The organism is Frigoribacterium sp. CF331 (genome assembly GCF_057787905.1).
This window is the reverse complement of sequence record NZ_CM173545.1, coordinates 2,610,339-2,631,936: the sequence shown is the minus strand read 5'-3', so window position 1 is coordinate 2,631,936 and position 21,598 is coordinate 2,610,339. Positions and strand designations below refer to the sequence as shown.

Below are 21,598 nucleotides of genomic sequence, written 5' to 3'. Positions count from 1 at the left end.
GCGGGTCACCGCGCCGACGACGGGTCCGGTCAGCCGGCGGGTGCGACGGCCGTGGCCGCCGCGACGTCGGCGTGGATCACCGTGTAGTCCGGGTAGACGTTCGAGTACGTCGGCGGGACGATCTCGAGGTCGGTGACCTGCTGGTCCTTCGCCTTGAGCGCGAGCTCGACGAAGGCCGTCAGGGCTCCCTGCGGGATGTCGGTGTCGACGGTCTGTGCCCCGGCCGACGCGACGGACTGGAACTTGGTCAGGACGGTCGCCGGCTGGAACTGCGTCAACAGCGCCTGCTGGACCTCTCGCTGTCGGGCCATGCGGTGGTAGTCGTCGGACCCGTGACGGGCCCTGGCGTACCAGAGCGCGTGGTAGCCGTCGAGCTTCTGGACGCCCGGCTCGATCCATCCGTCGACGTTCGTCGGCTGGCCGTTCGCGTCGACGCCGCCGTTGATCGGCAGCCGACCCTCGGTGTTGTCGACGGTGATGCCGCCGAGCGCGTCGATCAGGTCGACGAACCCCTGCATGTCGATCAGCACGTAGTACTGCAGCGTCAATCCGGTCACGCCCTCGACGGCGTCACGCATGGCCTCGACGCCCGGGTTGCTGCCCTTCGCCTCGGCGTCGGGGTAGAGGTCGGGGTGCTCTTCGCCGTACGTGTAGAGGTAGCTCACCAGGCAGTCGTCACCGCAGGTGTAGCCGTCGGGGTAGGCGCCGTAGAGCGGCGAGCCCTCGCTGAAGGGGGCGTTGTAGAGGTTCCGCGGGATGCCCACGATCGTGGTGGCCCCGGTCTCGGCGTCGATGCTCGCCACCGAGATGCTGTCGGGGCGGAGGCCGGTCCGGTCGGAGCCGGCGTCGCCACCGAGCAGCAGGATGTTGTACCGACCGTCGACCGGCGCGGCGGCCGCCTGCTGCGACGTGAAGAGGCTGTTCAGCAGCCCGTGCTGCACGCCGCTGAGGTACGCACCCCAGGCCGCGGGCCCGACGGTGGCCACGAGCAGCAGCACCATGACCCCCGCGAGCAGGCCCCGGGCCGACGGCGCGGTGCGGATGATCCGGATCAACCGGAGCGTGTCGAGGGTGAGCACGAGCCAGAGCACGGCGTAGTACACCAAGAAGATCTGCACCGCGGTGAGCGCGACGACACTCGTGGCGACGTCGAACAGGGGCGTCCGCCAGAACAGCGCCAGGGCGACGGTCACGAGCGCCACCGCCCAGAAGACGAGGGTCGAGGCGAGGCCCCAGCGACCGAGCCGACGACTGCCGGCCAGCACCTGCGCCGACCCGGGGATCACGACGTTCAGCAGCACCAGCGTCCACGCCCGCCGGGTCATGAACGGGACCGACCGCGTGTCGGGGTGGCGGACCGGGAGCGCGGCGCTCACAGCGACCGCGAGAGGGCCGCGTTCTTCTCGTCGACCAGCTGCGCCAGGCCCGACGCGTAGTCGGCGAGCTGGTCGGCGACGCCCTGGTCGCGCGACCCGATGATGCGCGCCGCCAGCAGCCCGGCGTTGACCGCTCCGCCGATCGAGACCGTGGCCACGGGCACGCCCGCCGGCATCTGGACGATCGACAGGAGGCTGTCGAGCCCGTCGAGCTTCGCGAGGGCGACCGGGACCCCGACGACGGGCAGAGTCGTCACCGACGCCAGCATGCCGGGCAGGTGCGCCGCCCCGCCGGCACCGGCGATGATGACGCGGACGCCGCGGCCGGCTGCCTCCTGGCCGAAGCGGATCATCTTCTCGGGGGTGCGGTGGGCCGAGACGACCTCGACCTCGTGGGCGATGCCGAACCGCGAGAGGATCTCGGAGGCGCCGGTCATCGTGGGCCAGTCGCTGTCGGAGCCCATGACGATCGACACCACGGGCGTCACCGACGGGTCGTTCGGCGAGGCCGGGGTCGGAGAAGTGCTCTTCGGGTCGGACACGGACTAGAGGATAGCCGTCAGTCGGTGAAGAACTCGACAGCGGCGCGCGCCCTGGCGACGCTCTCGTCGAGGTCGTCGCCGATCACCGTGACGTGCCCGACCTTGCGACCCGGTCGGGGCTCCTTGCCGTAGTCGTGGACCTTCACGGCCGGCTGGTCGCGCATCAACGCCGGCAGGCGGTCGGCCATCGTCCCCGTCGCGGGCCCGCCGAGGACGTTCACCATGACGCTGTGGGGGCGGTGGTGACCCGTGTCGCCCAGGGGCAGGTCGAGCACCGCGCGGAGGTGCTGCTCGAACTGGCTGGTGACCGACCCGTCGATCGTCCAGTGCCCGGTGTTGTGCGGTCGCATGGCCAGCTCGTTGATCAGGAGGCGCTCGTCGGTGGTCTCGAACAGCTCGACCGCGAGCACGCCCGTGACCCCGAGCCGCTCGGCCACCGTGCGCGCGATGTCGTGGGCGACGTCGGCCACCCGGCCGGCGCTGGACGGCGCGGGCGCGAAGACCTCGGCACAGACGCCGTCACGCTGGACCGTCTCGACGACCGACCAGGGCACGATCTGCCCGCTCGGCCGCCGGGCCACGAGCTGCGACAGCTCACGCCGGAACTCGACGAGCTCCTCGACCAGGAGCGCGCCTCCCTCGCCGTCCTGCGAGAGCGCCGCGAACCAGTCGTCGGCCTCGTGGGCCGCCGAGACCACGCGGACGCCCTTGCCGTCGTAGCCGCCGCGGGCGGTCTTGACGACGGCACGACCGCCGTGGTCGGCCAGGAATGCCTCGAGGCCGGCCCGGTCGTGGACCGCCGCCCAGTCGGGGACGGGCAGCCCGAGGGCCGTGAGCCGCTCGCGCATGACGATCTTGTCCTGTGCGACGGCCAGGGCGGCGGGCCCGGGGTGGACCTCGACGCCAGCCTCGACCAGGGTGGCGAGCACCGACTGCGGCACGTGCTCGTGGTCGAAGGTGACGACGTCGACTCCCCGCGCGAAGTCGAGCACGACGTCGACGTCGTGGTAGTCGCCGACCCGGGTCGCGGCGAGCCGCGCCGAGCTGCCCTCGGTCTCGGCCAGGACGCTGATCTCGATGCCCAGGTGGACGGCCGGCGGCACCATCATGCGGGCCAGCTGCCCTCCACCGATCACTCCGACGCGGTAGGCCATCTCGACTCCTGACTGCGCGACCGCCCCGCGGATGCGAGGATGGCGGGCACGCGAACGAACGCGGTGGACCCGAAACCGTCCGGTCGGGCCCGAACCATCTTGGCCGATCCCCGAAGGAGATGCATGCTGCGCCTCGCCCGACAGCTCGTCCGGTACGGGCTGATCGGCCTGTGCGGCCTCGTGGTCGACCTCGGGGTCTTCAACGCCCTGCGCCTGACGGTGTTCGACCCCGAGGTCACGGCCGGCGGGCCCGTCCTGGCGAAGGTCGCGTCGAGCGTCGTGTCGATCGTGGTCGTCTGGTTGGGCAACCGGTACTGGACCTTCGGCGACACCCGTAGGGACCGGGCCGTGCGCGAGGCCGTCGAGTTCTTCGCGGTCGCCCTCGGCGGCATGGTGATCGGGCTCGCCTGCCTGTGGGTGTCGCACTACGTGCTCGGGTACCGGTCCGCCCTGGCCGACAACGTCGCGTCCAACGTCGTGGGGCTCGCCCTGGGCACGGTGTTCCGCTTCACGCTCTACCGGCTGTGGGTGTTCCACCCCGCACGCACCCGGCCGGCGTCGTCGGACGTCGACCCCGCGCCCGCCGACGACCTGCAGCTCGAGGACTCGACGCGGGTCGGACGCGCCTGACCGCTAGGGACGCCCGAGCGCCCGGTACTCGAAGCCCGCGTCGCGCCACGCGGCCGGGTCGAAGACGTTGCGGGCGTCGACGAGTCGCGGGTGCGCGACGAGAGGGAGCACGTCGGCCGGCCGGAGGGCCTTGAACTGCTTCCACTCGGTCAGGACGAGCACGAGGTCGGCACCGGACAGGGCCGACGCCGCGTCGTCGACGTACGACAGGTCGGGCGCGAGGCGGGCGGCCGTGTGGTTGGCCTCGGGGTCGAACACCACGACCTCGGCCCCGGCCGCGTGCAGGCGCCGGGCGACGTCGAGCGCCGGGGAGTCGCGGACGTCGTCGCTGTCGGGCTTGAAGGCCACGCCCAGCACGGCGACCCGCCGACCCCGGACGTCCCCGCCCAGCAACTCGTCGGCCAGCGCCACCACCCGGTCGCGGCGGCGCAGGTTGACGGCGTCGACGTCGGCGAGGAAGTCGAGGGACTCGAGGCCCAGTTCGCGCGACCGGGCCTGGAACGCCCGGATGTCCTTCGGCAGGCAGCCACCCCCGAAGCCCAGGCCGGCGTTGAGGAACCGCCGACCGATGCGGGCGTCGTGACCGATGGCGTCGGCCAGCTGCGTGACGTCGGCGCCGGTGGCCTCGGCGATCTCGGCCATCGCGTTGATGAACGAGATCTTCGTCGCGAGGAACGCGTTCGCCGACACCTTGACGAGCTCGGCCGTCGCGTAGTCGGTGACGAGCCGGGGCGTGCCGGTGGCCAACGCCGTGGCGTACACCTCGTCGAGCACCGCGGTGGCCCGCTCGCCGGCGTCGCCGGACGGCACGCCGTACACGAACCGGTCGGGCGAGACGGTGTCGGCCACGGCGAAGCCCTCGCGCAGGAACTCGGGGTTCCAGGCCAGGTCGGCCCCCGAGGAGGCGCGGACCAGGTCGGCGAGGCGGCTCGCGGTGCCGACCGGCACGGTGGACTTGCCGACCACGAGGTCGCCGTCGGCGAGGTGCGGCAGGAGCCCCTGGACCGCGGCGTCGACGTAGGTCAGGTCGGCGGCGTCGCTGCCGGCCGTCTGCGGGGTGCCGACGGCGACGAAGTGCACCTGGGCCCCCGCGGCGTCGGCCGGGTCGGTCGAGAACCGCAGCCGCCCCGAGTCGAGGGCCCGGCGCAGGGCCTCGGGCAGGCCCGGCTCGAAGAAGGGGGCGTGACCCGACGCGAGCATCTCGATCTTGCCGGGGTCGACGTCGATGCCGACCACCTCGTGCCCGAGATCGGCCATGCACGCTGCGTGCACGGCGCCGAGGTAACCGCATCCGATGACTGACATACGCATGCCGTCAACCCTAGGGCAGGCCGGAGCGGCGCTCGTCCCGAGAGGGTCAGCGACCGAACGGCCCGTCCCCACCCCACGAGGTGGTGTCGTCGTGCCCGGCCGCCTGCTGGTGCTGACGACGCTGGGCCACGCTGTTCTGGTTCGCCTCCATCAGGTCGTGCAGAGCCGACTGCACGAGGTCGGCCGACGGCACGTCCCAGAGCACCAGCGGCCGGTCGAGCCCGGTGTTGACCAGGACGTCGCCGCTGCGGAACAGGCTCTGCACCGAGTTCTTGCGCACCGTCAGGTCGTATCCGCGACTGTGCAGCAGTTCGTGGCGGGTGCGGACGAACAGCCCCCGACGCACGACGAGCCGCCGCGAGGTGACGACGTAGCGCCGGCTCAGCCAGAGCAGCACCGGGACGAGCCACAGCAGCACGATCAGCGCGAGCGCCGCGCCCAGCAGCACGTAGTTCTGCCAGTCGACGTCGAACCGGCCGCCGAAGTACCCGGTCGCGGCGCAGATGCCGACGAGGGCGAGCGACGGCCAGAACAGGACGCGGGCGTGCGGCCGGAGGCGCGCGACGACGTACTCGGTCGGCTGCGGTCCGTCGGTGCTCACAGGCTCATTCATACCGCAGATGCGTGACGTCGCCCGATGCCACGGCCGTGGTCCCGCCGCTCGTGGCGGAACGCACGACCAGCCGTCCCGCCTCGTCGACGTCCACCGCCTCGCCGACCAGCACCGCGCCTCCCGGCAGCTCGACGCGCACCTCGCGACCCAGGGTCGCGCACGCCTCGCGCACCGCGTCGAGGGCGCCGCTCGCGGCGGCGTCGCCCCCGGCAGCCGCGAGGTCGCCGACGAGGCGCCCGAGGTCGGCGACCCACGACGAGAGCACGGCGTCGGCCAGGTCGGGTGCCGACCCCGTCGCGCCGTGCAGGCCCAACGACGTGGCGGTCGGCGTGGGCAGTTCGTCGGCGGGCACCGTGAGGTTGACCCCGGCCCCGACGACCACGGCGCTCGCGTCGGGCCGCAGCTCGGCGAGCAGCCCGCAGACCTTGTCGCCGCCGACCTGCACGTCGTTGGGCCACTTGAGGGTCACGTCCGCGCCCTCGACGACCCGACGGACGGAGGCGCGCATCGCCACGCCCGCGAGCAGCGGCACCCAGCCGAGCGACCCCGTCGGCAGGTCGCCCCGGTGCAGCAGCACGCTGGCCGCGAGCGAGCGCCCGGGCGTGGTCACCCAGCGACGGTCGAGCCGGCCTCGGCCGGCGGACTGGTCGAGCGTCGCCCAGGTCGCCAGGTGCGGCTCGTCGACGGCGGCGAGCAGGTCGGCGTTGGTCGACCCCGTCGACCCGAGCACGACGAGGTGAGGGCTGACGGCCGAGGTCAGGGGGAGGTCCATCGGTTCAGCCTAGGGGCGCCAGTTGACGAGTCCTACGACGTCCGGGCGCGTCCACGCGTGGAAACCTCCAACGGTGGGCCGGGGGCCGGTCAGTAGAGTGAAGCGCGTGACTCCTGACTCCGCGCCCCTCACCGACGCCGCGCCCGACCTGCACACCACCGCGGGCAAGCTCGCCGACCTCAAGGCCCGCTACCACGAGGCCGTGACGGCCAGCGGCGAGGCCGCCGTCGCGAAGCAGCACGCGAAAGGCAAGAAGACGGCGCGCGAGCGCATCGACGAGCTGCTCGACCCGGGCTCGTTCGTCGAGCTCGACGAGTTCGTCCGGCACCGCACCCACGCCTTCGGCATGGAGGCCAAGCGCCCCTACGGCGATGCCGTGGTGACGGGCACGGGCACGATCCACGGCCGCCAGGTGGCCGTCTACTCGCAGGACTTCACCATCTTCGGCGGGTCGCTCGGCGAGGTCGCCGGCGAGAAGATCATCAAGGTCATGCAGCTGGCCCTCAAGACCGGCGTGCCCATCATCGGCATCCTCGACTCGGGCGGGGCCCGCATCCAGGAGGGCGTCGTGGCGCTCGGCAAGTACGGCGAGATCTTCCGCCTGAACACGGCCGCGTCGGGCGTCATCCCGCAGATCTCGCTCATCATGGGCCCGGCGGCGGGAGGCGCGGTGTACTCCCCCGCGCTCACCGACTTCGTGATCATGGTCGACAAGACGAGCCACATGTTCGTCACCGGGCCGGACGTCATCAAGACCGTCACCGGCGAGGACGTCGGCTTCGAGGAGCTCGGCGGGGCCCTGACCCACAACAAGGTCTCGGGCGTCTCGCACTACCTGGCCAGCGACGAGGACGACGCCCTCGACTACGCCCGGTCGCTGCTGTCGTACCTGCCCGACAACAACCTGGCCGACCCGCACGTCTTCGACGTGCCCGTCGAACTCGAGACCACCGACCTCGACCGTCAGCTGAACACGCTGATCCCCGACAGCCCCAACCAGCCCTACGACGTCATGACGGTCATCGAGCACGTCGTCGACGACGGCGAGTTCCTCGAGGTGCAGCCGCTCTTCGCCCCCAACATCGTCGTCGGCTTCGGCCGGGTCGAGGGCCGCCCGGTGGGCGTGATCGCCAACCAGCCCTCGGCCATGGCCGGCACCCTCAACATCGAGGCGGGCGAGAAGGCGAGCCGGTTCGTGCGCTTCTGCGACGCGTTCAACATCCCGATCCTCACCCTCGTCGACGTGCCCGGCTACCTGCCCGGCACCGACCAGGAGTGGACCGGCGTGATCCGTCGTGGTGCCAAGCTGCTCTACGCCTACGCCGAGGCCACCGTGCCGCTGGTCACCGTGATCACCCGCAAGGCCTACGGCGGCGCCTACATCGTCATGGGTTCCAAGCAGCTCGGCGCCGACATCAACCTCGCCTGGCCGACGGCCGAGATCGCCGTGATGGGCGGGCAGGGTGCCGTCAACATTCTGTACCGCAACGAGATCAAGGCCGCCGCCGAGGCCGGCGAGGACGTCGCCGCCGTCCGCACGCGTCTCGCCAACGAGTACACGTACAACGTCGCGAGCCCGTTCCTGGCCGCCGAGCGCGGCGAGCTCGACGGCGTCATCGAGCCGGCGGCGACCCGGGTCGCGGTGATCAAGGCCCTCCGGGCGCTCAAGACGAAGCGCGCCACGCTGCCGCCCAAGAAGCACGGGAACATCCCCCTGTGACCGGGCGACACGCGGCCGAGTCCGCCGACCCGCCTGCCGGCACCTCGCCCGCCCCCGTGCTGCGGGTCGTGGCCGGCGACCCGACGCCGGACGAGCTCGCCGCCGTCACGGCGTTGCTGGCCGCCGTCCAGGCCGGTCGGTCGGCCTCCGTCGGGGCCGCACCCGTCTCGACCCCCACCTCGGCCTGGACCCGGTCGGCCAGGGCGCCGCGCCCCTCGATCGTGGCCGGAGAAGGCCGCTGGCGCGGATTCTCGGGCTGACGTGCCCCGGAGGGGGGGTGGACGGGGCCATCCTCCCCCGCCTGTCCCCCTAAATGACGACTGCACACCGGGCGTCGAGGGGTCATGCTGTCTCTTGCTAGGTGTCTCTCTCAGAGTCACACCACCGCGCAGGAGCCGACTAGGGTAAGCGGGTTCCTGCCGGGGGGAGTCAGGGCGACATTCGGGTTGCCGCCCTGGCTCAGGGTCTCGAAAGGGCCGGACGATCGTCCGGCCCTTCTTCCTGTGCCCGGCCCGGCGTCGGGCAGGGTGCCGGACGGCGTGGGTCAGGGAGCCGAACGGGGGATCTGCAGCCAGAGCTGCACCTCGTCGCCGTCGTCGTCCTCGTCGGCGTCGGCCGAGACGCCGCGACCGAGTGCGCTCGACGCGAGGTCGACCGACCCCAGGCCCACGACCGTGACGGCGTCGTCCCCGCCGCCCTGGACGGTCCGCACGACGATGCGGTCCGCTGCCGAGTCGCGGAGGGCCTCGGCGAGCACGCCGTGGACGCGGCGAAGGTCGGCCGGACCGAGATCGTCGATGCCGCCCTCGTCGAGGAGACTCACGACGGCCCCGCGGCGACGGGCCGCCATGACCTCGCGCCGCACGTCGTCGTCGAGCAGCCGCCGCCCGCGGATCTCGTCGCGGATCGCCCCCTCGAGGTTCAGGCACTCCCGGCGCTCGTCGGGGGTCAGGTCGCCGTGGCGTCGGACGATCGTCTGCAGCATCGGGCGGGCCGTGCGGCCCGTCTGCAGCAGTCGGTACTGGCGCTCGTTCACGTGCGCCTCCTGCGCGGCCTGCCAGTCGGCCGCCTCGTGCTCGGCGAGGATGAACTCGCGCGTCTCACGCCCGGCCCGCGTCAGCGTGCTCGACATGGCGTGGCTGAACGCCACCCAGACGACGCTGCCCACGATGCCGAGCTCGGCGATCTGCTGGACCCCGGCCCAGAGCACGCCGTGCACCGCCATGAACCCGACGCCGAGCCAGGCGAACCCCTGCCGCCGCCGGGTCGAGACGATGACCATGAGCGTGCCCACGGCGGCGACGTACCACGTGGCGTAGCCGTTCTTCACCGAGGCGTCGAGCTGCGACGTCACCACCAGGGGCAGGACGATGCTCACGGCCAGGCAGAACGAGGCCATCCAGACGGGCATGATGACGTGCCTGCTCGGCCACAGCACGGCCACGGTCGCGGCGGCGTAGAGGCCCATGCAGGCGAGCACCGGCAACGGGTCCGCGACGCGGTCCACCGACGCCGCGGCGAGGACGAGGTGGTAGGCCGAGAAGACGGCGGCCAGCGAGACGATCAGCCAGCGGGGCACGGAGACCCTCATGCGGGCCTCCCCGACGGCTCGGACGGGGTGGACGGCCCCGTCGGGCCGGACGCGACGGCCTCGCCGGACGGGCCCTCGATCGAGGGCACGCCCGCGGGTGCCTGGTCGACCGGCCAGCGGAGACGGACGACGGTGCCGCGTCCCGGTGCCGACTCGATGGTGGCGAGCCCGCCGGCGTTGTTCAGTCGCTCGTGGATCGACACGCGCACCCCCAGGCGCTCGGTCGGCACCGACGCCGGCTCGAACCCCTTGCCCGTGTCGCCCACCTCGACGGTGGTGAGCCCGTCGCCGTCGTGACGGACCTCGACCCAACGGTCGACGCCCGGGCCCTCGCCGGCGTGCTGCGAGCTGTTGACCAGCGCCTGCATCGCCGCCGAGTAGAGCGCCTCGGCGGCCGTGGAGGGGATGCCCTGGTCGTCGAGTCCGCCCCGGCGCACCTCGACCGGGACGCCGAGGTCGGCGACCGCCGCCTCGACGCGGTCTGCCATGCTCGCGAGCGTCGTGTCGGACTCGTCGAACGGCGTCGTGCTCGCCGCCGCCGAGAGGTGGGACATGGCGTTCCGGGCCATGTTCGTCGACAGGTCGCGCTCGTCGGGCGACCAGGCCCTGGCCGCCTGGATGAAGGTCGTGAGGACGCTGTCGTGGACGATGGCGTCGACCTCGACCCGCTCGAGCTCGGTCGCGTGCTCGCGGATGGCCTCGGAGTAGCGGGCGACGGCGGTCGCCTGGGCCTGGTCGACGTTCGCCGCCGCCTGCCGCAGGATCACCACGAGGATCAGCACGGCCCCGCCGAGCAGGATGGCGTAGACGGAGTCGAGGGTCGCCCGCTGCGGGGACACCGCGCCGCCCGAGGGCGTGAGCCGGATGAAGCCGTAGACGGCGGGGGCGACGAAGAGGTAGCCGCTGGCGATCCAGGTCGAGAACGCCGACGCCGCCGACGCGGTGGCGACCGTGCAGAGGTACCAGAGCCAGGGCACGCCCGACTGGATGCGACTCGGATCGTCGACGGCCAGCGGCCAGGTCACGAGGGCGATGAGGTAGGCGACGGCGACGAAGGCCTCGACGGTCGTGACGCCGCGCTGCACGAGGCTCGCCACCACGAGGGCCAGGAAGCCGCCGAACATGGCCAGGCCGATGACCCAGGCCCAGGCGAGTTGCATGTCGTCGACCTGACGGATCATGTCGGGCAGCGCCTGCAACCCGAACACGAGCCCGGCCGCGGCGATGATCCGCCCCAGCACCTTGTCGAGGAGCGCGCGGCTGATGGGGTTGCGCGGGGGCCGCAGGGCCCCGAGGGGGATCGGGGCGCTCAGGCGGCCCTCACCGGCCATCGCCGCCGTCCGCGTCGAGGCCCGGCAGGATGCCGTCCTCGACCGCGCGGCGCAGCAGGTCGACCTTGGTCGGCGCCGGACGCCCGACCTCGACGTACTTGACGCGGATGCGGTCGAGGTACTCGCGGGCCGTCGAGTAGCCGATGCCGAGCTGCTGGGCGGCGAGCTTCAACGGCAGTCCCGAGGCGTAGAGGTGCAGGATCTCGCGTTCGCGGCGGCCGAGCTGCGCCTTGGCGAAGTCGCGGTCGGCGTCGATGGCGCTCGCCCACTCGAGGTTGTTGAGGACGTCGCCCCGCGCGACGGTCGCGACGGCGGCCATGACCGTCTTCGTCGCGGACGACTTCGGGATCACCCCGGCCGCACCGGCGGCGAGCGCCTCGCGGACCGACGCGACCCGGTCGGCGATGCTGTGCACGAGGACGGCCGACCCGGTGGCCTGCACCCGCTTGACGTTCTCGGTGACGGTCGACCCGTCGCCGAGGGACAGGTCGAGGACGACGACGTCGACCTCGCGTCCGGCGAGGTTCTCGACGAACTCCTGCACGCCGGCGGCCGTCAGGACGACGTCGAAGCCCTCGTTCTGGCAGGCGGCCTGGATGCCGAGCCGGACCGACTCGTGGTCGTCGACGATGGCGACCCGGACGGGAGCCGTCGGGCGGGGCGCGGTGGGGGTCTCGGTCGAGAGGTCTGACACGGTGATCCTTCGTTCGGCGTGCGTCTGGCCCTGAACCCCAGGCGTGCACGGGGTACATCGTAACGGGATCGGTGCTCAGGCAGGCAGCAGGCGCACCACCGTCTCGACGTGGTGCGTGTGGGGGAACAGGTCGTAGGCCTGCAGGGCCTCCAGCCGGTAGCCGCGCTCGGCGAAGAGGGCCACGTCGCGGGCGAGGGCGACGGGATCGCAGGCGACGTAGACCACCTGGGCCGGGCCGAGGGCGGCGATCTCGGTGACCACGTCGCGACCGGCGCCCGACCGGGGCGGGTCGAGCACGATGGTCGCGTTCGCCAGACGCTCGCGCTCGGCGCCGCCGGCCTGCGACGCCGTCTGACGGAGCCAGCGCTCGACGCGTCCGGTCACGGCCGACGCTCCGATCCACTCGGCCAGGTTCTCGGAGGCGTGCTCGGTCGCCCGCTCGTCGCTCTCGACGCTCGTGATGCGCGTGCCCGCACCGAAGCGGTCCCCCACGGCCGCGGCCAGCAACCCGACGCCACCGTAGAGGTCGAGGTTGGCGGCCTTCGGGTCGAAGCGCCCGGGGTCGATCATCGTCTGCACCGCGGTGGTGAGCGTCGCGGCGGCCTCGCGGTGCACCTGCCAGAACCCGCCGTCGTCGAGGCGGAACTCACGGTCGCCGACGACCTCGGTGATGGTCGACCGGGCCTGACGACCGATGATGAGGCGGGCGCCGCCCATGCTCGGGGCCACGACGTCGACGTGCTCCTCGCCGGGGAAGGCGTCGCCGAGCGGGGCGACCTCGGCGACCTCGGGCGACGCGAGGGGCAGGTCGGGCACGTGGACGACCCGGTGCGACCGCGCGGCGTACTGCCCCGGGCGACCGTCCTCGTCGAGGTGCAGACGCAGGCGCGTCCGCCACCCGGTGCCCCCTCGCTCGTCGTCGCCGGGCAGCGCCTCGACCGTGACGCGCCCGTCGGCGTCGGCGACGCCGCCCATCCGTGAGAGGGCGTCGACGACCACCCGCCGCTTCAGCTCGCGCTGATGGGCCAGCTCGACGTGACCGAACTCGGCACCGCCCGCGCGGTCGGCGGGGTCCACCTCGAGGGCGGCCGCACCCCAGACGTGCGGGCGACGGTGCTCGCTGGCCTCGAGGACGCTCACGGTGTCGGCCCGCCAGAACGACTTCTTGCGGTCGTCGGCGATGCGCGCGACGACCTTCTCGCCGGGCAGCGTGTCGGTGACGAACACCACCCGCCCGTCGAGGCGGGCCACCGAGATGCCCCCGTGTGCGATGCCCGTCACGTCCAGTTCGACCTCGCGGCCCAGCATGTCTCCCATGCGTCGAGTCTGACAGGCTGGGCGGCATGACCGTCCCGCTCTACCTGGCCAGCACCTCCCCCGCCCGTCTCGCCCTGCTGCGCGCCGCGGGCGTCGAGCCGGTGCTCATCAGCCCCGGCGTCGACGAGGGGGCCGCGGTCGACGTCGAGGCCGGCCGGCTCGGTCGGCCGCTCACGGCCGCCGAGACCGTCCGGCACCTGGCCCGCCTCAAGGCCGAGGCCGTGCTCGACGTCACGGTCGACGGGCGCCCGCTCGACGGGTTGGTGCTCGGCGGCGACAGCGCCTTCGAGTTCGACGGCGAGGTGCACGGCAAACCGCACGAACCCGCCCTGGCGCTCGAGCGCTGGCGGCGCATGGCCGCGGTCGGCCACGGCACCCTCTGGTCGGGCCACTGGCTGATCGACCACCGCGGCGGCGCGCCGCGCACCAGCGACGAGCACCCCTCAGGAGGCGCGGGCCGGGTCGCGAGCGCGTCCCTCACCTTCGCCGACGACCTCGACCCGCACGAGCTCACCGCCTACGTCGAGACCGGCGAGCCGCTCGAGGTCGCGGGCGCCTTCACGATCGACGGCCGGGCGTCGGCGTTCATCACGCACATCGAGGGCACGCCGAGCGCCGTGGTCGGCCTGTCGGTGCCCGTGCTTCGATCGCTCGTCCGGGGCTTCGGGGTGCCGTGGCACGAGCTGTGGACCTCGCCGACCGCGGGCTCCTTGTAGGTTCTGCCTCGCGCCTCCTCGTCCTTTTTGTGCACGTCAGCCAAAGGCGAGTGCGGAGCGCGCAATAGGGTGGGGAACTATGCCGCGTATCAGCAAGGTCCTCATCGCCAACCGTGGAGAGATCGCCGTCCGCGTGATCCGGGCCGCACGTGACGCCGGGATCGGCTCGGTGGCGGTCTACGCCGACCAGGACCGCGACGCCCAGCACGCCCGCCTCGCCGACGAGGCCTACGCCCTCGGCGGGACGACGAGCGCCGAGACGTACCTCGTCATCGACAAGATCCTCTCGGTCGCGCGCCGCTCGGGCGCCGACGCCGTCCACCCCGGCTACGGGTTCCTCGCCGAGAACGCCGACTTCGCCCGTGCCGTCCAGGCCGCCGGCCTCGTCTGGATCGGACCCTCCCCCGAGGCCATCGAGCAGCTCGGCGACAAGGTGTCGGCCCGCCACATCGCCGAGCGCGTCGGGGCACCCCTCGCCCCCGGCACGCTTAACCCGGTCTCGGGTGCCGACGAGGTGCTCGAGTTCGTCGACCAGCACGGCCTCCCCGTCGCCATCAAGGCGGCCTTCGGCGGGGGCGGACGCGGCCTCAAGGTCGCCCGCACCCGCGACGAGGTGCCCGAGCTCTTCGAGTCGGCCACCCGCGAGGCCGTCGCCGCCTTCGGGCGCGGCGAGTGCTTCGTCGAGAAGTACCTCGACCAGCCGCGCCACGTCGAGACCCAGTGCCTCGCCGACGCCCACGGCAACGTCGTCGTCGTGTCGACCCGCGACTGCTCGCTGCAACGTCGCCACCAGAAGCTCGTCGAGGAGGCCCCCGCCCCGTTCCTGACCGACGAGCAGACCACCAAGCTCTACGAGTCGTCGAAGGCCATCCTGCGCGAGGTCGGCTACGTCGGCGCCGGCACCTGCGAGTTCTTGATCGGCAAGGACGGCACCGTGTCGTTCCTCGAGGTCAACACCCGCCTGCAGGTCGAGCACCCCGTGTCGGAAGAGGTCACCGGACTCGACCTCGTCCGCGAGCAGTTCCGCCTCGCCGAGGGCGGCGTGCTCGACTACGACGACCCCGAGGCCCGCGGCCACTCGTTCGAGTTCCGCATCAACGGCGAGGACGCCGGTCGCGGCTTCATGCCGGCCCCCGGCCCGATCCACGTCTTCAAGGCCCCCGGCGGCCCCGGCGTCCGCGTCGACAGCGGCGTCCAGGCGGGCGACGAGATCAGCGGCTCGTTCGACTCGCTGCTCGCCAAGCTCGTCGTCACCGGCTCGTCGCGCGAGGACGCCCTCGAGCGCTCGCGCCGCGCCCTCGCCGAGTTCGAGGTCGCCGGCCTGCCGACCGTGCTGCCGTTCCACCGCGCGATCGTCGACGACCCGGCCTTCGCGCCCACCGACGGTCGGCCGTTCTCGATCTACACCCGCTGGATCGAGACCGAGTTCGACAACACCATCCCGGCGTGGAGCGGCGAGGCCGAGGCCCCCCGCCCGGCCGACGAGCGTGACACGGTCGTGGTCGAGGTCGCCGGGAAGCGCCTCGAGGTCTCGCTGCCCGCCGGTCTCGGGTCGCGCACCGCGCCTCCCGCCGTCGCCCCCAAGCGCCGCGGGGCGTCCCGCTCGACGGTCGTGACCGCGACCGGCGCCGAGGTCAAGGCTCCGATGCAGGCCACCGTCGTCAAGCTCGCCGTCGAGGCGGGCCAGCAGGTCGTCAAAGGCGACCTCGTGCTCGTGCTCGAGGCCATGAAGATGGAACAACCCGTCGCCGCCCACCGCGACGGCACCGTCTCGGGCATCTCGGCGGTCGTCGGCGAGACCGTCTCGTCGGGCCACGTCCTGCTCAGCATCGACTGACGCGCGGGCCGGGCCCGGCACGACCGGGGTGGCGGGTCGGCAGACCCTAGAGTGGACGGCATGTCTGAGACCACCACGCACCCGCTCGACGACCGCGCCGCCGACCCCTTCGAGGTCGCCCGGACCGCCGCCGCCGAGATCGCCGAGAAGACCGGCGTCGCCCGCCACGACGTCGCCCTGACCCTGGGCAGCGGTTGGGCCAAGGCCGCCGACCTGATCGGCGAGACCGTGGCCGAGATCCCGGCGACCGAGATCACCGGCTTCGCCGCGTCGGCCGTCGTCGGCCACACCAGCTCGATCCGCAGCATCGCCCTGCCCTCGGGCAAGCACGCCCTCGTCATGGGCGCCCGCACGCACTACTACGAGGGGCACGGCGTCCGCCGCGTCGTGCACGGCGTCCGCACCGCCGCCGCGACCGGTGCCACGACGATGATCCTGACGAACGGCGCCGGCGGCATCAAGGAGACCTGGAAGCCCGGCACGCCCGTGCTGATCAGCGACCACATCAACCTCACGGCCGACTCGCCGCTCGAGGGGGCGACCTTCGTCGACCTGACCGACCTGTACTCGTCGCGCCTGCGTGACGTCGCCCGGAGCATCGACCCCGACCTCGACGAGGGCGTCTACACGCAGTTCCGCGGGCCGCACTACGAGACGCCGGCCGAGGTGCAGATGGCCAAGGCCGTCGGCGGCCACATCGTCGGCATGTCGACGGCGCTCGAGGCCATCGCCGCGCGCCAGGCCGGCATGGAGGTGCTCGGCATGTCGCTGATCACGAACCTCGCCGCAGGCATCCAGAAGACCCCGCTCAGCCACGCCGAGGTGCTCGAGGCCGGCCGCGACGCCGAGGCGAAGATCAGCGACCTCCTCGCCCGGATCGTGGCGGCCCTGTGAGCGTCTCGGTGAGCGGCCCGGTGACCGGCGACCTCGACGGGTTGCTCGCCACGGCCACGGCCTGGCGCGACCAGGACCCCGACGACGAGACCCGCGACGAACTCGACCGCCTGGTGACCCGGGCGACGTCGTCCGACGACGAGGCCCTCGCCGAGCTCGCCGACCGCTTCGCGGGTCGCCTGCAGTTCGGCACCGCCGGGCTCCGCGGTGCGCTCGGCTCGGGCTCGAACCGCATGAACCGCGTGCTCGTCGCCCAGGCGGCGGCCGGCTTCGCCGCCTTCCTGCTGGGTCGCGAGTCGCACCCCTCGATCGTCATCGGCTACGACGGCCGCAAGAACTCCGACGTCTTCGCCCGCGACACCGCCGAGATCATGGCGGCCGCCGGGGTGGCCGCGACCATCCTCCCCCGGGCCCTGCCGACCCCGGTGCTCGCCTTCGCCGTGCGGCACCTCGACGTCAGCGCCGGGGTCATGGTCACGGCCAGCCACAACCCGCCGCAGGACAACGGCTACAAGGTCTACCTCGGCGGCGTCGACGCCGGGTCGCAGATCGTGTCGCCCGTCGACGGCGAGATCGCGGCCGAGATCGAGGCGGCCGCGCAGTCCCCCGTCACCGACCTGCCCCGTTCGGACGACTACCGCGAGGCGGGTGACGACCTCGTCATGGAGTACGTCCGCCGGACGGCCGCCGTCGCCGGCACGGCCTCGACCGGCCGCCAGCCCCGCGTCGTCTACACGGCGATGCACGGCGTCGGGTGGGAGGTCGCCCGCCGGGTGTTCGCCACCGCGGGCTTCGCCGAACCCATCCCGGTCAGCGAGCAGAGCGCCCCCGACCCGGCCTTCCCCACCGTGGCGTTCCCGAACCCGGAGGAGCCCGGCGCGATGGACCTCTCGTTCGCGACGGCCGACCGCGTCGGGGCGGACCTGATCATCGCCAACGACCCCGACGCCGACCGTCTCGCCGTGGCCGTCCCCGTCGACGGTGGCTGGCGTCGACTCAGCGGCAACGAGGTCGGCTCGTTGCTCGGCTGGCGCGCCGCCGAGCGTGCCCGCCGCGACGACCGTGACGGGACGCTCGCCGCCAGCATCGTCTCGTCCCCCGCCCTGCGCGAGATCGCCCGCGTCCACGGTCTCGACTACGTCGACACGCTGACGGGCTTCAAGTGGGTGTCGCGCGTCGGCGGCCTGATCTACGGCTACGAGGAGGCGCTCGGCTACCTCGTCGATCCCGACGTCGTCCGCGACAAGGACGGCATCTCGGCGGCCGTCGACCTGCTCGCCCTCGCGACCGAGCTGCACGCCGCAGGGTCGAGCCTGTCCGAGCACCTCGTCGCCTTCGACGAGCGCTTCGGCGCCTACGCGTCGTCGCAGATCTCGATCCGGGTCGACGACCTCGCCACCATCACGGCCCTCACGTCGCGCCTGCGGCAGCAGCCCCCGTCGACCATCGGCTCGCACCGGGTCGACCACGTCGACGACTTCCGCGACGGATTCGGGTCGTTCCCCGCCGGCGACGTGCTGCGGTACTGGCTGACCGACGGCTCCCGGGTCATCGTCCGGCCGAGCGGCACCGAGCCCAAGCTCAAGGTCTACATCGACGCGTCGAGCACCGAGGGCGACGCCGTCGCCCGGCGGGCCGCCGCCGAGGCGGCCGTGGCCGACCTCGACGCCGGCATGCGCGAGCTGCTGGCCTGACGCCCGGGGCGGCGACCGCCCCGACGACGTGAGAGACCCCGGAGGCGCAGGTCGCGCCTCCGGGGTCTCTCACGTCGCGGACTCAGCCGAGCGACTTCTGCAGCTTCTCGGTGAGCTCGGCCTGGTCGAAGTGGTTGCGGATCACGATGACGTCGGCGAAGGTCGAGCCGATCGCCTCGACGAACTCGGCCGAGGTGAGGATGACCTGCGCGTCGTCGCCGACGGACGCGATCGAGCCGATGTCGGCGGCGACCACGTCGGCCTCGATGTCGAGCTTGGCCAGGACGCGCTCGGCGTTGACCTTGAGGATTCCGCTGCTGCCGATGCCGGCGCCGCAGATGGTGACGATCTTCATGGGGGTGTCTCGATCTGTCGGGGGCGGATCAGGCGGGGACGCCCATCAGCCGGCGCACCTCGTCGACCGAGGTGGCGGCTGCGAGGGCGGGGATGACGGACGCCTCGTTGAAGACGTTGGCCAGGTCGGCGATCGATTCGAGGTGACCCCCGACGGTGACGATCGCCAGGCCGAGGACGACGCTGACCGGGTCGTTGTGGGGGTGGCCGAACGGCACCGGTTCGGCGAGGGTGACGACCGCGAGGCCGTCGCGCACGACGGCGTCGCCGGGACGCGCGTGCGCGAGCACCAGCCCCGGGGCGATGACGACGTAGGGGCCGTGCTCGTCGATCATGCGGACCATCTCGTCGCCGTAGCCCTCGTGGGCGGCACCGGAGTCGACGAGCGCGCGGCCGGCGACGTGGACGGCCTCACGCCAGTCGGCGACGTGTGCGCCGATGACGACGGCTTCGTCGGGCAGCGGCGGAAGCGGCATGCTCAGGCCCCCTCGAAGCCGGCCGTGATGCGGTCGGCCAGCGCCTCGCGCTCTTCGAGGGGCAGGAAGCACGACGCCGCGGCGTTGAGCTGGAACGTCTCGTGGTCGTCGAGGTCGTAGTCGAAGGCCTGGCTGAGCAGGGCGAGCTCTTTGCACAGGCTGGTGTCGCTCATCAGGCGGTTGTCGGTGTTCACCGTGACGCCGTAGCCGAGCTGGTAGAGCAGGTCGAAGGGGTGGTCGTCGAGGTCGGTGCCCCAGGCGGCGATCGCACCGGTCTGCAGGTTCGACTGGGGCGACAGCTCGAGCGGGATCTCGCGGTCGCGCACCCACGACGCGACGGGCCCGATCTCGACCGTGGTCGCGGCACCCTTGCTCGCGACGACGCGGATGTCTTCGGCGATGCGGACGCCGTGCCCGAGGCGCAGCGCCCGCCCGTCGAGGAGGGCACCGCGGATGCTGTCGAGACCGTCGGCCTCGCCCGCGTGCACGGTGACCGGCATGAACTCGCGGGCCAGCAGGTCGAAGGCGACCCGGTGGTCGGCGGCGGGGTGCCCGGCCTCGGGCCCGGCGATGTCGAAGGCGAGCACGCCCGACTCGCGGTGGCGGACGGCGAGCTGGGCGATCTCGAGCGACCGGTCGCCGTGACGGAGTGCGCTGAGGATCTGGCCCACCGAGATCTGGTGGCCGTCGGACGCGAGCGCGCTCACGGCCGACGTGAAGCCCGCCTGGACCGCCTCGACGGCCTGGTCGAGCGTGAGCCCCTGACGCTGGTGCTGTTCGGGGGCCCAGCGCACCTCGGCGTGGACGACCCCGTCGGCCGCCAGGTCGAGGACGAACTCGTGGGCGACGCGCGTGAGCTGGTCGGCGGTCTGCATGACGGCGACGGTCAGCTCGAAGGTCGCGAGGTAGTCGACCAGGTTGCCGGAGTCGGCGTTCTCGACGAACCACCGGCGAAGACCCTCGGGCTCGGAGGCGGGCAGCTCGACGCCGGCCTCGCGCGCCAGCTCGACGACCGTCTCGGGTCGGAGGCCCCCGTCGAGGTGGTCGTGCAACGACACCTTGGGCAGGGCCGCGAGGCGCGGGCCCCCGTTCGGCAGCCGGTAGTCCTTGTCGGGAGCGCTCATGCCCCCAACCTACTAGCGGTCCGGCCGACGACTCTGGACGCGCGCCACGAGAGGGGCGGGTGCGCCACGAGAACCGGCACCGCGCCTCCTGGACGGAGGCGCGGTGCCGGTGGGACGTGCGTCGGGCGAGCCCGCTCAGCCGATCCGCTCGGCGACGATGGTGCGCGCCGCCGGAGCCTCGTCGCCGATCGTCCACGCGCCGTCGACGGCCTCGAGCGCACGCTCGAAACGCCCGGGCTCGTCGGTGTGCAGCGTGAAGAGCGGCTGCCCCTCGGTCACGCGGTCGCCGGGCTTCGCGTGCAGCTCGATGCCCGCGGCCGCCTGCACCGGGTCCTGCTTGCGGGCCCGACCGGCACCGAGGCGCCAGGCACCGATGCCGAACGGCAGCGCGTGCTGCTCGGTGAGGTAGCCGGTGCCCGAGGCGGTGACGACGTGCGTCTCGCGGGCGGTCGGCAGGGCGGCGTCGGGGTCGCCGCCCTGGGCACGGATCATGCGCTTCCAGGCGTCCATGGCGCGGCCGTCGTCGAGGGCGGCCTCGACGTCGGCGTCCGGGCGACCCGCGAGGGTCAGCATCTCGCGGGCGAGCGCGACGGTCAGCTCGCGGATGTCGGCGGGCCCGCCACCGGCGAGGGTCTCGACCGATTCGCGCACCTCGAGGGCGTTGCCGATGGTCAGGCCGAGCGGCACGTTCATGTCGGTCAGCAGGGCCGTGGTCGCGACCCCGGCGTCGGTGCCGAGGTCGACCATCGTGCGGGCCAGCTCGCGCGACCGCTCGACGTCCTGGATGAAGGCGCCCGACCCGAACTTGACGTCGAGCACGAGGGCCGCGGTGCCCTCGGCGATCTTCTTGCTCATGATCGACGACGCGATGAGCGGGATGGCCTCGACCGTGCCCGTGATGTCACGCAGCGCGTAGAGCTTGCCGTCGGCGGGAGCGAGGCCCGACCCCGCGGCGCAGACCACGGCTCCGCTGTCGGCCATGATCTCGCGCATGCGCTCGTTCGAGATCGAGGCCTGCCAGCCCGGGATCGACTCGAGCTTGTCGAGCGTGCCGCCCGTGTGGCCGAGACCGCGGCCCGAGAGCTGCGGGACGGCCACGCCGAACGAGGCCACCAGCGGTGCGAGCGGCAGGGTGATCTTGTCGCCCACCCCGCCGGTCGAGTGCTTGTCGACGGTCGTCTTGCCGAGCCCGGTGAAGTCCATCGTCTCGCCCGAGCGGATCATCGCCATGGTCATGTCGCGGATCTCGCGACGCTCCATGCCGTTCAGGAAGATCGCCATCGTCAGTGCCGACATCTGCTCGTCGGCGACGTAGCCCCGGGTGTACGCGTCGATCAGCCAGTCGATCTGCTCGGTGCCGAGGGCGCCCCCGCCGCGCTTGACGCGGATGAGGTCGACGGTGTCGAAGGGTTCGACGGCGTTCTGGGTCACGGTGGGGCTCCTTGCGGTGGT

Annotated in this window: 21 protein-coding genes; 7 read left to right on the top strand and 14 right to left on the bottom strand. The window is 72.7% G+C overall.

Annotated features, from left to right (window positions below; genetic code table 11):
* Nucleotides 1–29 precede the first annotated feature (29 nt).
* The 3 genes from AC3CCI_RS12260 to AC3CCI_RS12250 all read right to left on the bottom strand — a co-directional run bounded on the left by AC3CCI_RS12260 (nt 30) and on the right by AC3CCI_RS12250 (nt 3,072).
* A complete protein-coding gene (locus AC3CCI_RS12260; RefSeq protein WP_488627356.1) occupies nt 30–1,376 on the bottom strand; it encodes an LCP family protein in 1,347 nt (448 codons plus the stop codon).
* Entirely contained in the window at nt 1,373–1,840 is a 468-nt protein-coding gene (gene purE / locus AC3CCI_RS12255) for a 5-(carboxyamino)imidazole ribonucleotide mutase (protein WP_488628690.1), read from the bottom strand. The genes AC3CCI_RS12260 and purE overlap by 4 nt, the downstream gene beginning before the upstream one ends.
* 95 nt (nt 1,841–1,935) lie before the next feature.
* Nucleotides 1,936–3,072, bottom strand: a complete 1,137-nt coding sequence (locus AC3CCI_RS12250; RefSeq protein ID WP_488627355.1) for a 5-(carboxyamino)imidazole ribonucleotide synthase — start codon at nt 3,070–3,072, stop codon at nt 1,936–1,938.
* A gap of 123 nt (nt 3,073–3,195) precedes the next feature.
* Here AC3CCI_RS12250 and AC3CCI_RS12245 point away from each other — a divergent pair, with 123 nt between their 5' ends.
* On the top strand, nt 3,196–3,702 hold the full coding sequence (locus AC3CCI_RS12245) for a GtrA family protein (protein ID WP_488627354.1): 507 nt from the start codon (nt 3,196–3,198) through the stop codon (nt 3,700–3,702).
* A gap of 3 nt (nt 3,703–3,705) precedes the next feature.
* On the opposite strand, the gene AC3CCI_RS12240 is transcribed toward AC3CCI_RS12245, so the two are convergent.
* Genes AC3CCI_RS12240 through AC3CCI_RS12230 form a run of 3 tightly spaced genes read right to left on the bottom strand, consistent with a single transcriptional unit; the run spans nt 3,706 to nt 6,398 of the window.
* Nucleotides 3,706–5,013 carry a UDP-glucose dehydrogenase family protein gene (locus AC3CCI_RS12240; RefSeq protein WP_488627353.1) on the bottom strand — a complete coding sequence of 436 codons (1,308 nt, stop codon included), beginning with the start codon at nt 5,011–5,013 and terminating at the stop codon, nt 3,706–3,708.
* Nucleotides 5,014–5,059: 46 nt separating this feature from the next.
* Nucleotides 5,060–5,614 (bottom strand): PH domain-containing protein, encoded by a 555-nt coding sequence (locus AC3CCI_RS12235; protein WP_354593112.1) that lies wholly within the window; start codon nt 5,612–5,614, stop codon nt 5,060–5,062.
* A 4-nt stretch (nt 5,615–5,618) separates the two neighbouring features.
* A complete protein-coding gene (locus AC3CCI_RS12230; RefSeq protein ID WP_488627352.1) occupies nt 5,619–6,398 on the bottom strand; it encodes a biotin--[acetyl-CoA-carboxylase] ligase in 780 nt (259 codons plus the stop codon).
* 106 nt (nt 6,399–6,504) lie between these two features.
* Between AC3CCI_RS12230 and AC3CCI_RS12225 the strand changes: the two genes are divergently transcribed.
* Complete coding sequence (locus tag AC3CCI_RS12225; protein ID WP_354593114.1) at nt 6,505–8,118, top strand: acyl-CoA carboxylase subunit beta; 1,614 nt, start codon at nt 6,505–6,507, stop codon at nt 8,116–8,118.
* The gene (locus AC3CCI_RS12220) at nt 8,115–8,378 is read left to right on the top strand and encodes an acyl-CoA carboxylase epsilon subunit (protein ID WP_488627351.1); all 264 of its coding nucleotides are present in this window, start codon (nt 8,115–8,117) and stop codon (nt 8,376–8,378) included. Before AC3CCI_RS12225 ends, AC3CCI_RS12220 begins: the two co-directional genes overlap by 4 nt.
* A gap of 284 nt (nt 8,379–8,662) precedes the next feature.
* Here AC3CCI_RS12220 and AC3CCI_RS12215 read toward each other — a convergent pair whose 3' ends face one another.
* From AC3CCI_RS12215 to AC3CCI_RS12200, 4 genes are all read right to left on the bottom strand, one after another.
* The gene (locus AC3CCI_RS12215; RefSeq protein WP_354593116.1) at nt 8,663–9,709 is read right to left on the bottom strand and encodes a hypothetical protein; all 1,047 of its coding nucleotides are present in this window, start codon (nt 9,707–9,709) and stop codon (nt 8,663–8,665) included.
* The gene (locus tag AC3CCI_RS12210) at nt 9,706–11,040 is read right to left on the bottom strand and encodes a sensor histidine kinase (RefSeq protein ID WP_488627350.1); all 1,335 of its coding nucleotides are present in this window, start codon (nt 11,038–11,040) and stop codon (nt 9,706–9,708) included. Before AC3CCI_RS12210 ends, AC3CCI_RS12215 begins: the two co-directional genes overlap by 4 nt.
* Nucleotides 11,030–11,734 carry a response regulator transcription factor gene (locus AC3CCI_RS12205; RefSeq protein WP_194594294.1) on the bottom strand — a complete coding sequence of 235 codons (705 nt, stop codon included), beginning with the start codon at nt 11,732–11,734 and terminating at the stop codon, nt 11,030–11,032. Before AC3CCI_RS12205 ends, AC3CCI_RS12210 begins: the two co-directional genes overlap by 11 nt.
* A 75-nt stretch (nt 11,735–11,809) precedes the next feature.
* On the bottom strand, nt 11,810–13,051 hold the full coding sequence (locus tag AC3CCI_RS12200; RefSeq protein ID WP_488627349.1) for a class I SAM-dependent RNA methyltransferase: 1,242 nt from the start codon (nt 13,049–13,051) through the stop codon (nt 11,810–11,812).
* A gap of 26 nt (nt 13,052–13,077) precedes the next feature.
* Between AC3CCI_RS12200 and AC3CCI_RS12195 the strand changes: the two genes are divergently transcribed.
* The 4 genes from AC3CCI_RS12195 (at nt 13,078) to AC3CCI_RS12180 (ending at nt 18,192) form a co-directional block, all read left to right on the top strand.
* Complete coding sequence (locus tag AC3CCI_RS12195) at nt 13,078–13,767, top strand: Maf family protein (RefSeq protein WP_488627348.1); 690 nt, start codon at nt 13,078–13,080, stop codon at nt 13,765–13,767.
* A gap of 79 nt (nt 13,768–13,846) precedes the next feature.
* Nucleotides 13,847–15,604 (top strand): acetyl/propionyl/methylcrotonyl-CoA carboxylase subunit alpha, encoded by a 1,758-nt coding sequence (locus AC3CCI_RS12190; protein ID WP_488627347.1) that lies wholly within the window; start codon nt 13,847–13,849, stop codon nt 15,602–15,604.
* A 60-nt stretch (nt 15,605–15,664) separates the two neighbouring features.
* Nucleotides 15,665–16,498 carry a purine-nucleoside phosphorylase gene (locus AC3CCI_RS12185; protein WP_354593121.1) on the top strand — a complete coding sequence of 278 codons (834 nt, stop codon included), beginning with the start codon at nt 15,665–15,667 and terminating at the stop codon, nt 16,496–16,498.
* A complete protein-coding gene (locus AC3CCI_RS12180; protein ID WP_488627346.1) occupies nt 16,495–18,192 on the top strand; it encodes a phospho-sugar mutase in 1,698 nt (565 codons plus the stop codon). The genes AC3CCI_RS12185 and AC3CCI_RS12180 overlap by 4 nt, the downstream gene beginning before the upstream one ends.
* An 82-nt stretch (nt 18,193–18,274) precedes the next feature.
* Here AC3CCI_RS12180 and AC3CCI_RS12175 read toward each other — a convergent pair whose 3' ends face one another.
* The 4 genes from AC3CCI_RS12175 to AC3CCI_RS12160 all read right to left on the bottom strand — a co-directional run bounded on the left by AC3CCI_RS12175 (nt 18,275) and on the right by AC3CCI_RS12160 (nt 21,577).
* Nucleotides 18,275–18,547 (bottom strand): PTS sugar transporter subunit IIB, encoded by a 273-nt coding sequence (locus tag AC3CCI_RS12175; RefSeq protein WP_354593123.1) that lies wholly within the window; start codon nt 18,545–18,547, stop codon nt 18,275–18,277.
* A 28-nt stretch (nt 18,548–18,575) separates the two neighbouring features.
* A complete protein-coding gene (locus tag AC3CCI_RS12170) occupies nt 18,576–19,022 on the bottom strand; it encodes a PTS sugar transporter subunit IIA (RefSeq protein WP_354593124.1) in 447 nt (148 codons plus the stop codon).
* A 2-nt stretch (nt 19,023–19,024) separates the two neighbouring features.
* A complete protein-coding gene (locus AC3CCI_RS12165) occupies nt 19,025–20,146 on the bottom strand; it encodes an adenosine deaminase (protein WP_488627345.1) in 1,122 nt (373 codons plus the stop codon).
* Between the two features lie 135 nt (nt 20,147–20,281).
* The gene (locus AC3CCI_RS12160; RefSeq protein ID WP_488627344.1) at nt 20,282–21,577 is read right to left on the bottom strand and encodes a thymidine phosphorylase; all 1,296 of its coding nucleotides are present in this window, start codon (nt 21,575–21,577) and stop codon (nt 20,282–20,284) included.
* Nucleotides 21,578–21,598 lie beyond the last annotated feature (21 nt).

Excerpts from the sequence above, each read along its gene's own strand:
- AC3CCI_RS12185 (WP_354593121.1), top strand. The coding sequence starts at position 15,665 with ATGTCTGAGACCACCACGCACCCGCTCGACGACCGCGCCGCCGACCCC.
- AC3CCI_RS12250 (WP_488627355.1), bottom strand. The coding sequence starts at position 3,072 with ATGGCCTACCGCGTCGGAGTGATCGGTGGAGGGCAGCTGGCCCGCATG.
- AC3CCI_RS12165 (WP_488627345.1), bottom strand. The coding sequence starts at position 20,146 with ATGAGCGCTCCCGACAAGGACTACCGGCTGCCGAACGGGGGCCCGCGC.
- AC3CCI_RS12170 (WP_354593124.1), bottom strand. The coding sequence starts at position 19,022 with ATGCCGCTTCCGCCGCTGCCCGACGAAGCCGTCGTCATCGGCGCACAC.
- AC3CCI_RS12195 (WP_488627348.1), top strand. The coding sequence starts at position 13,078 with ATGACCGTCCCGCTCTACCTGGCCAGCACCTCCCCCGCCCGTCTCGCC.
- AC3CCI_RS12215 (WP_354593116.1), bottom strand. The coding sequence starts at position 9,709 with ATGAGGGTCTCCGTGCCCCGCTGGCTGATCGTCTCGCTGGCCGCCGTC.
- AC3CCI_RS12240 (WP_488627353.1), bottom strand. The coding sequence starts at position 5,013 with ATGCGTATGTCAGTCATCGGATGCGGTTACCTCGGCGCCGTGCACGCA.
- purE (WP_488628690.1), bottom strand. The coding sequence starts at position 1,840 with ATGGGCTCCGACAGCGACTGGCCCACGATGACCGGCGCCTCCGAGATC.
- AC3CCI_RS12245 (WP_488627354.1), top strand. The coding sequence starts at position 3,196 with ATGCTGCGCCTCGCCCGACAGCTCGTCCGGTACGGGCTGATCGGCCTG.
- AC3CCI_RS12210 (WP_488627350.1), bottom strand. The coding sequence starts at position 11,040 with ATGGCCGGTGAGGGCCGCCTGAGCGCCCCGATCCCCCTCGGGGCCCTG.
- AC3CCI_RS12230 (WP_488627352.1), bottom strand. The coding sequence starts at position 6,398 with ATGGACCTCCCCCTGACCTCGGCCGTCAGCCCTCACCTCGTCGTGCTC.
- AC3CCI_RS12190 (WP_488627347.1), top strand. The coding sequence starts at position 13,847 with ATGCCGCGTATCAGCAAGGTCCTCATCGCCAACCGTGGAGAGATCGCC.
- AC3CCI_RS12175 (WP_354593123.1), bottom strand. The coding sequence starts at position 18,547 with ATGAAGATCGTCACCATCTGCGGCGCCGGCATCGGCAGCAGCGGAATC.
- AC3CCI_RS12200 (WP_488627349.1), bottom strand. The coding sequence starts at position 13,051 with ATGGGAGACATGCTGGGCCGCGAGGTCGAACTGGACGTGACGGGCATC.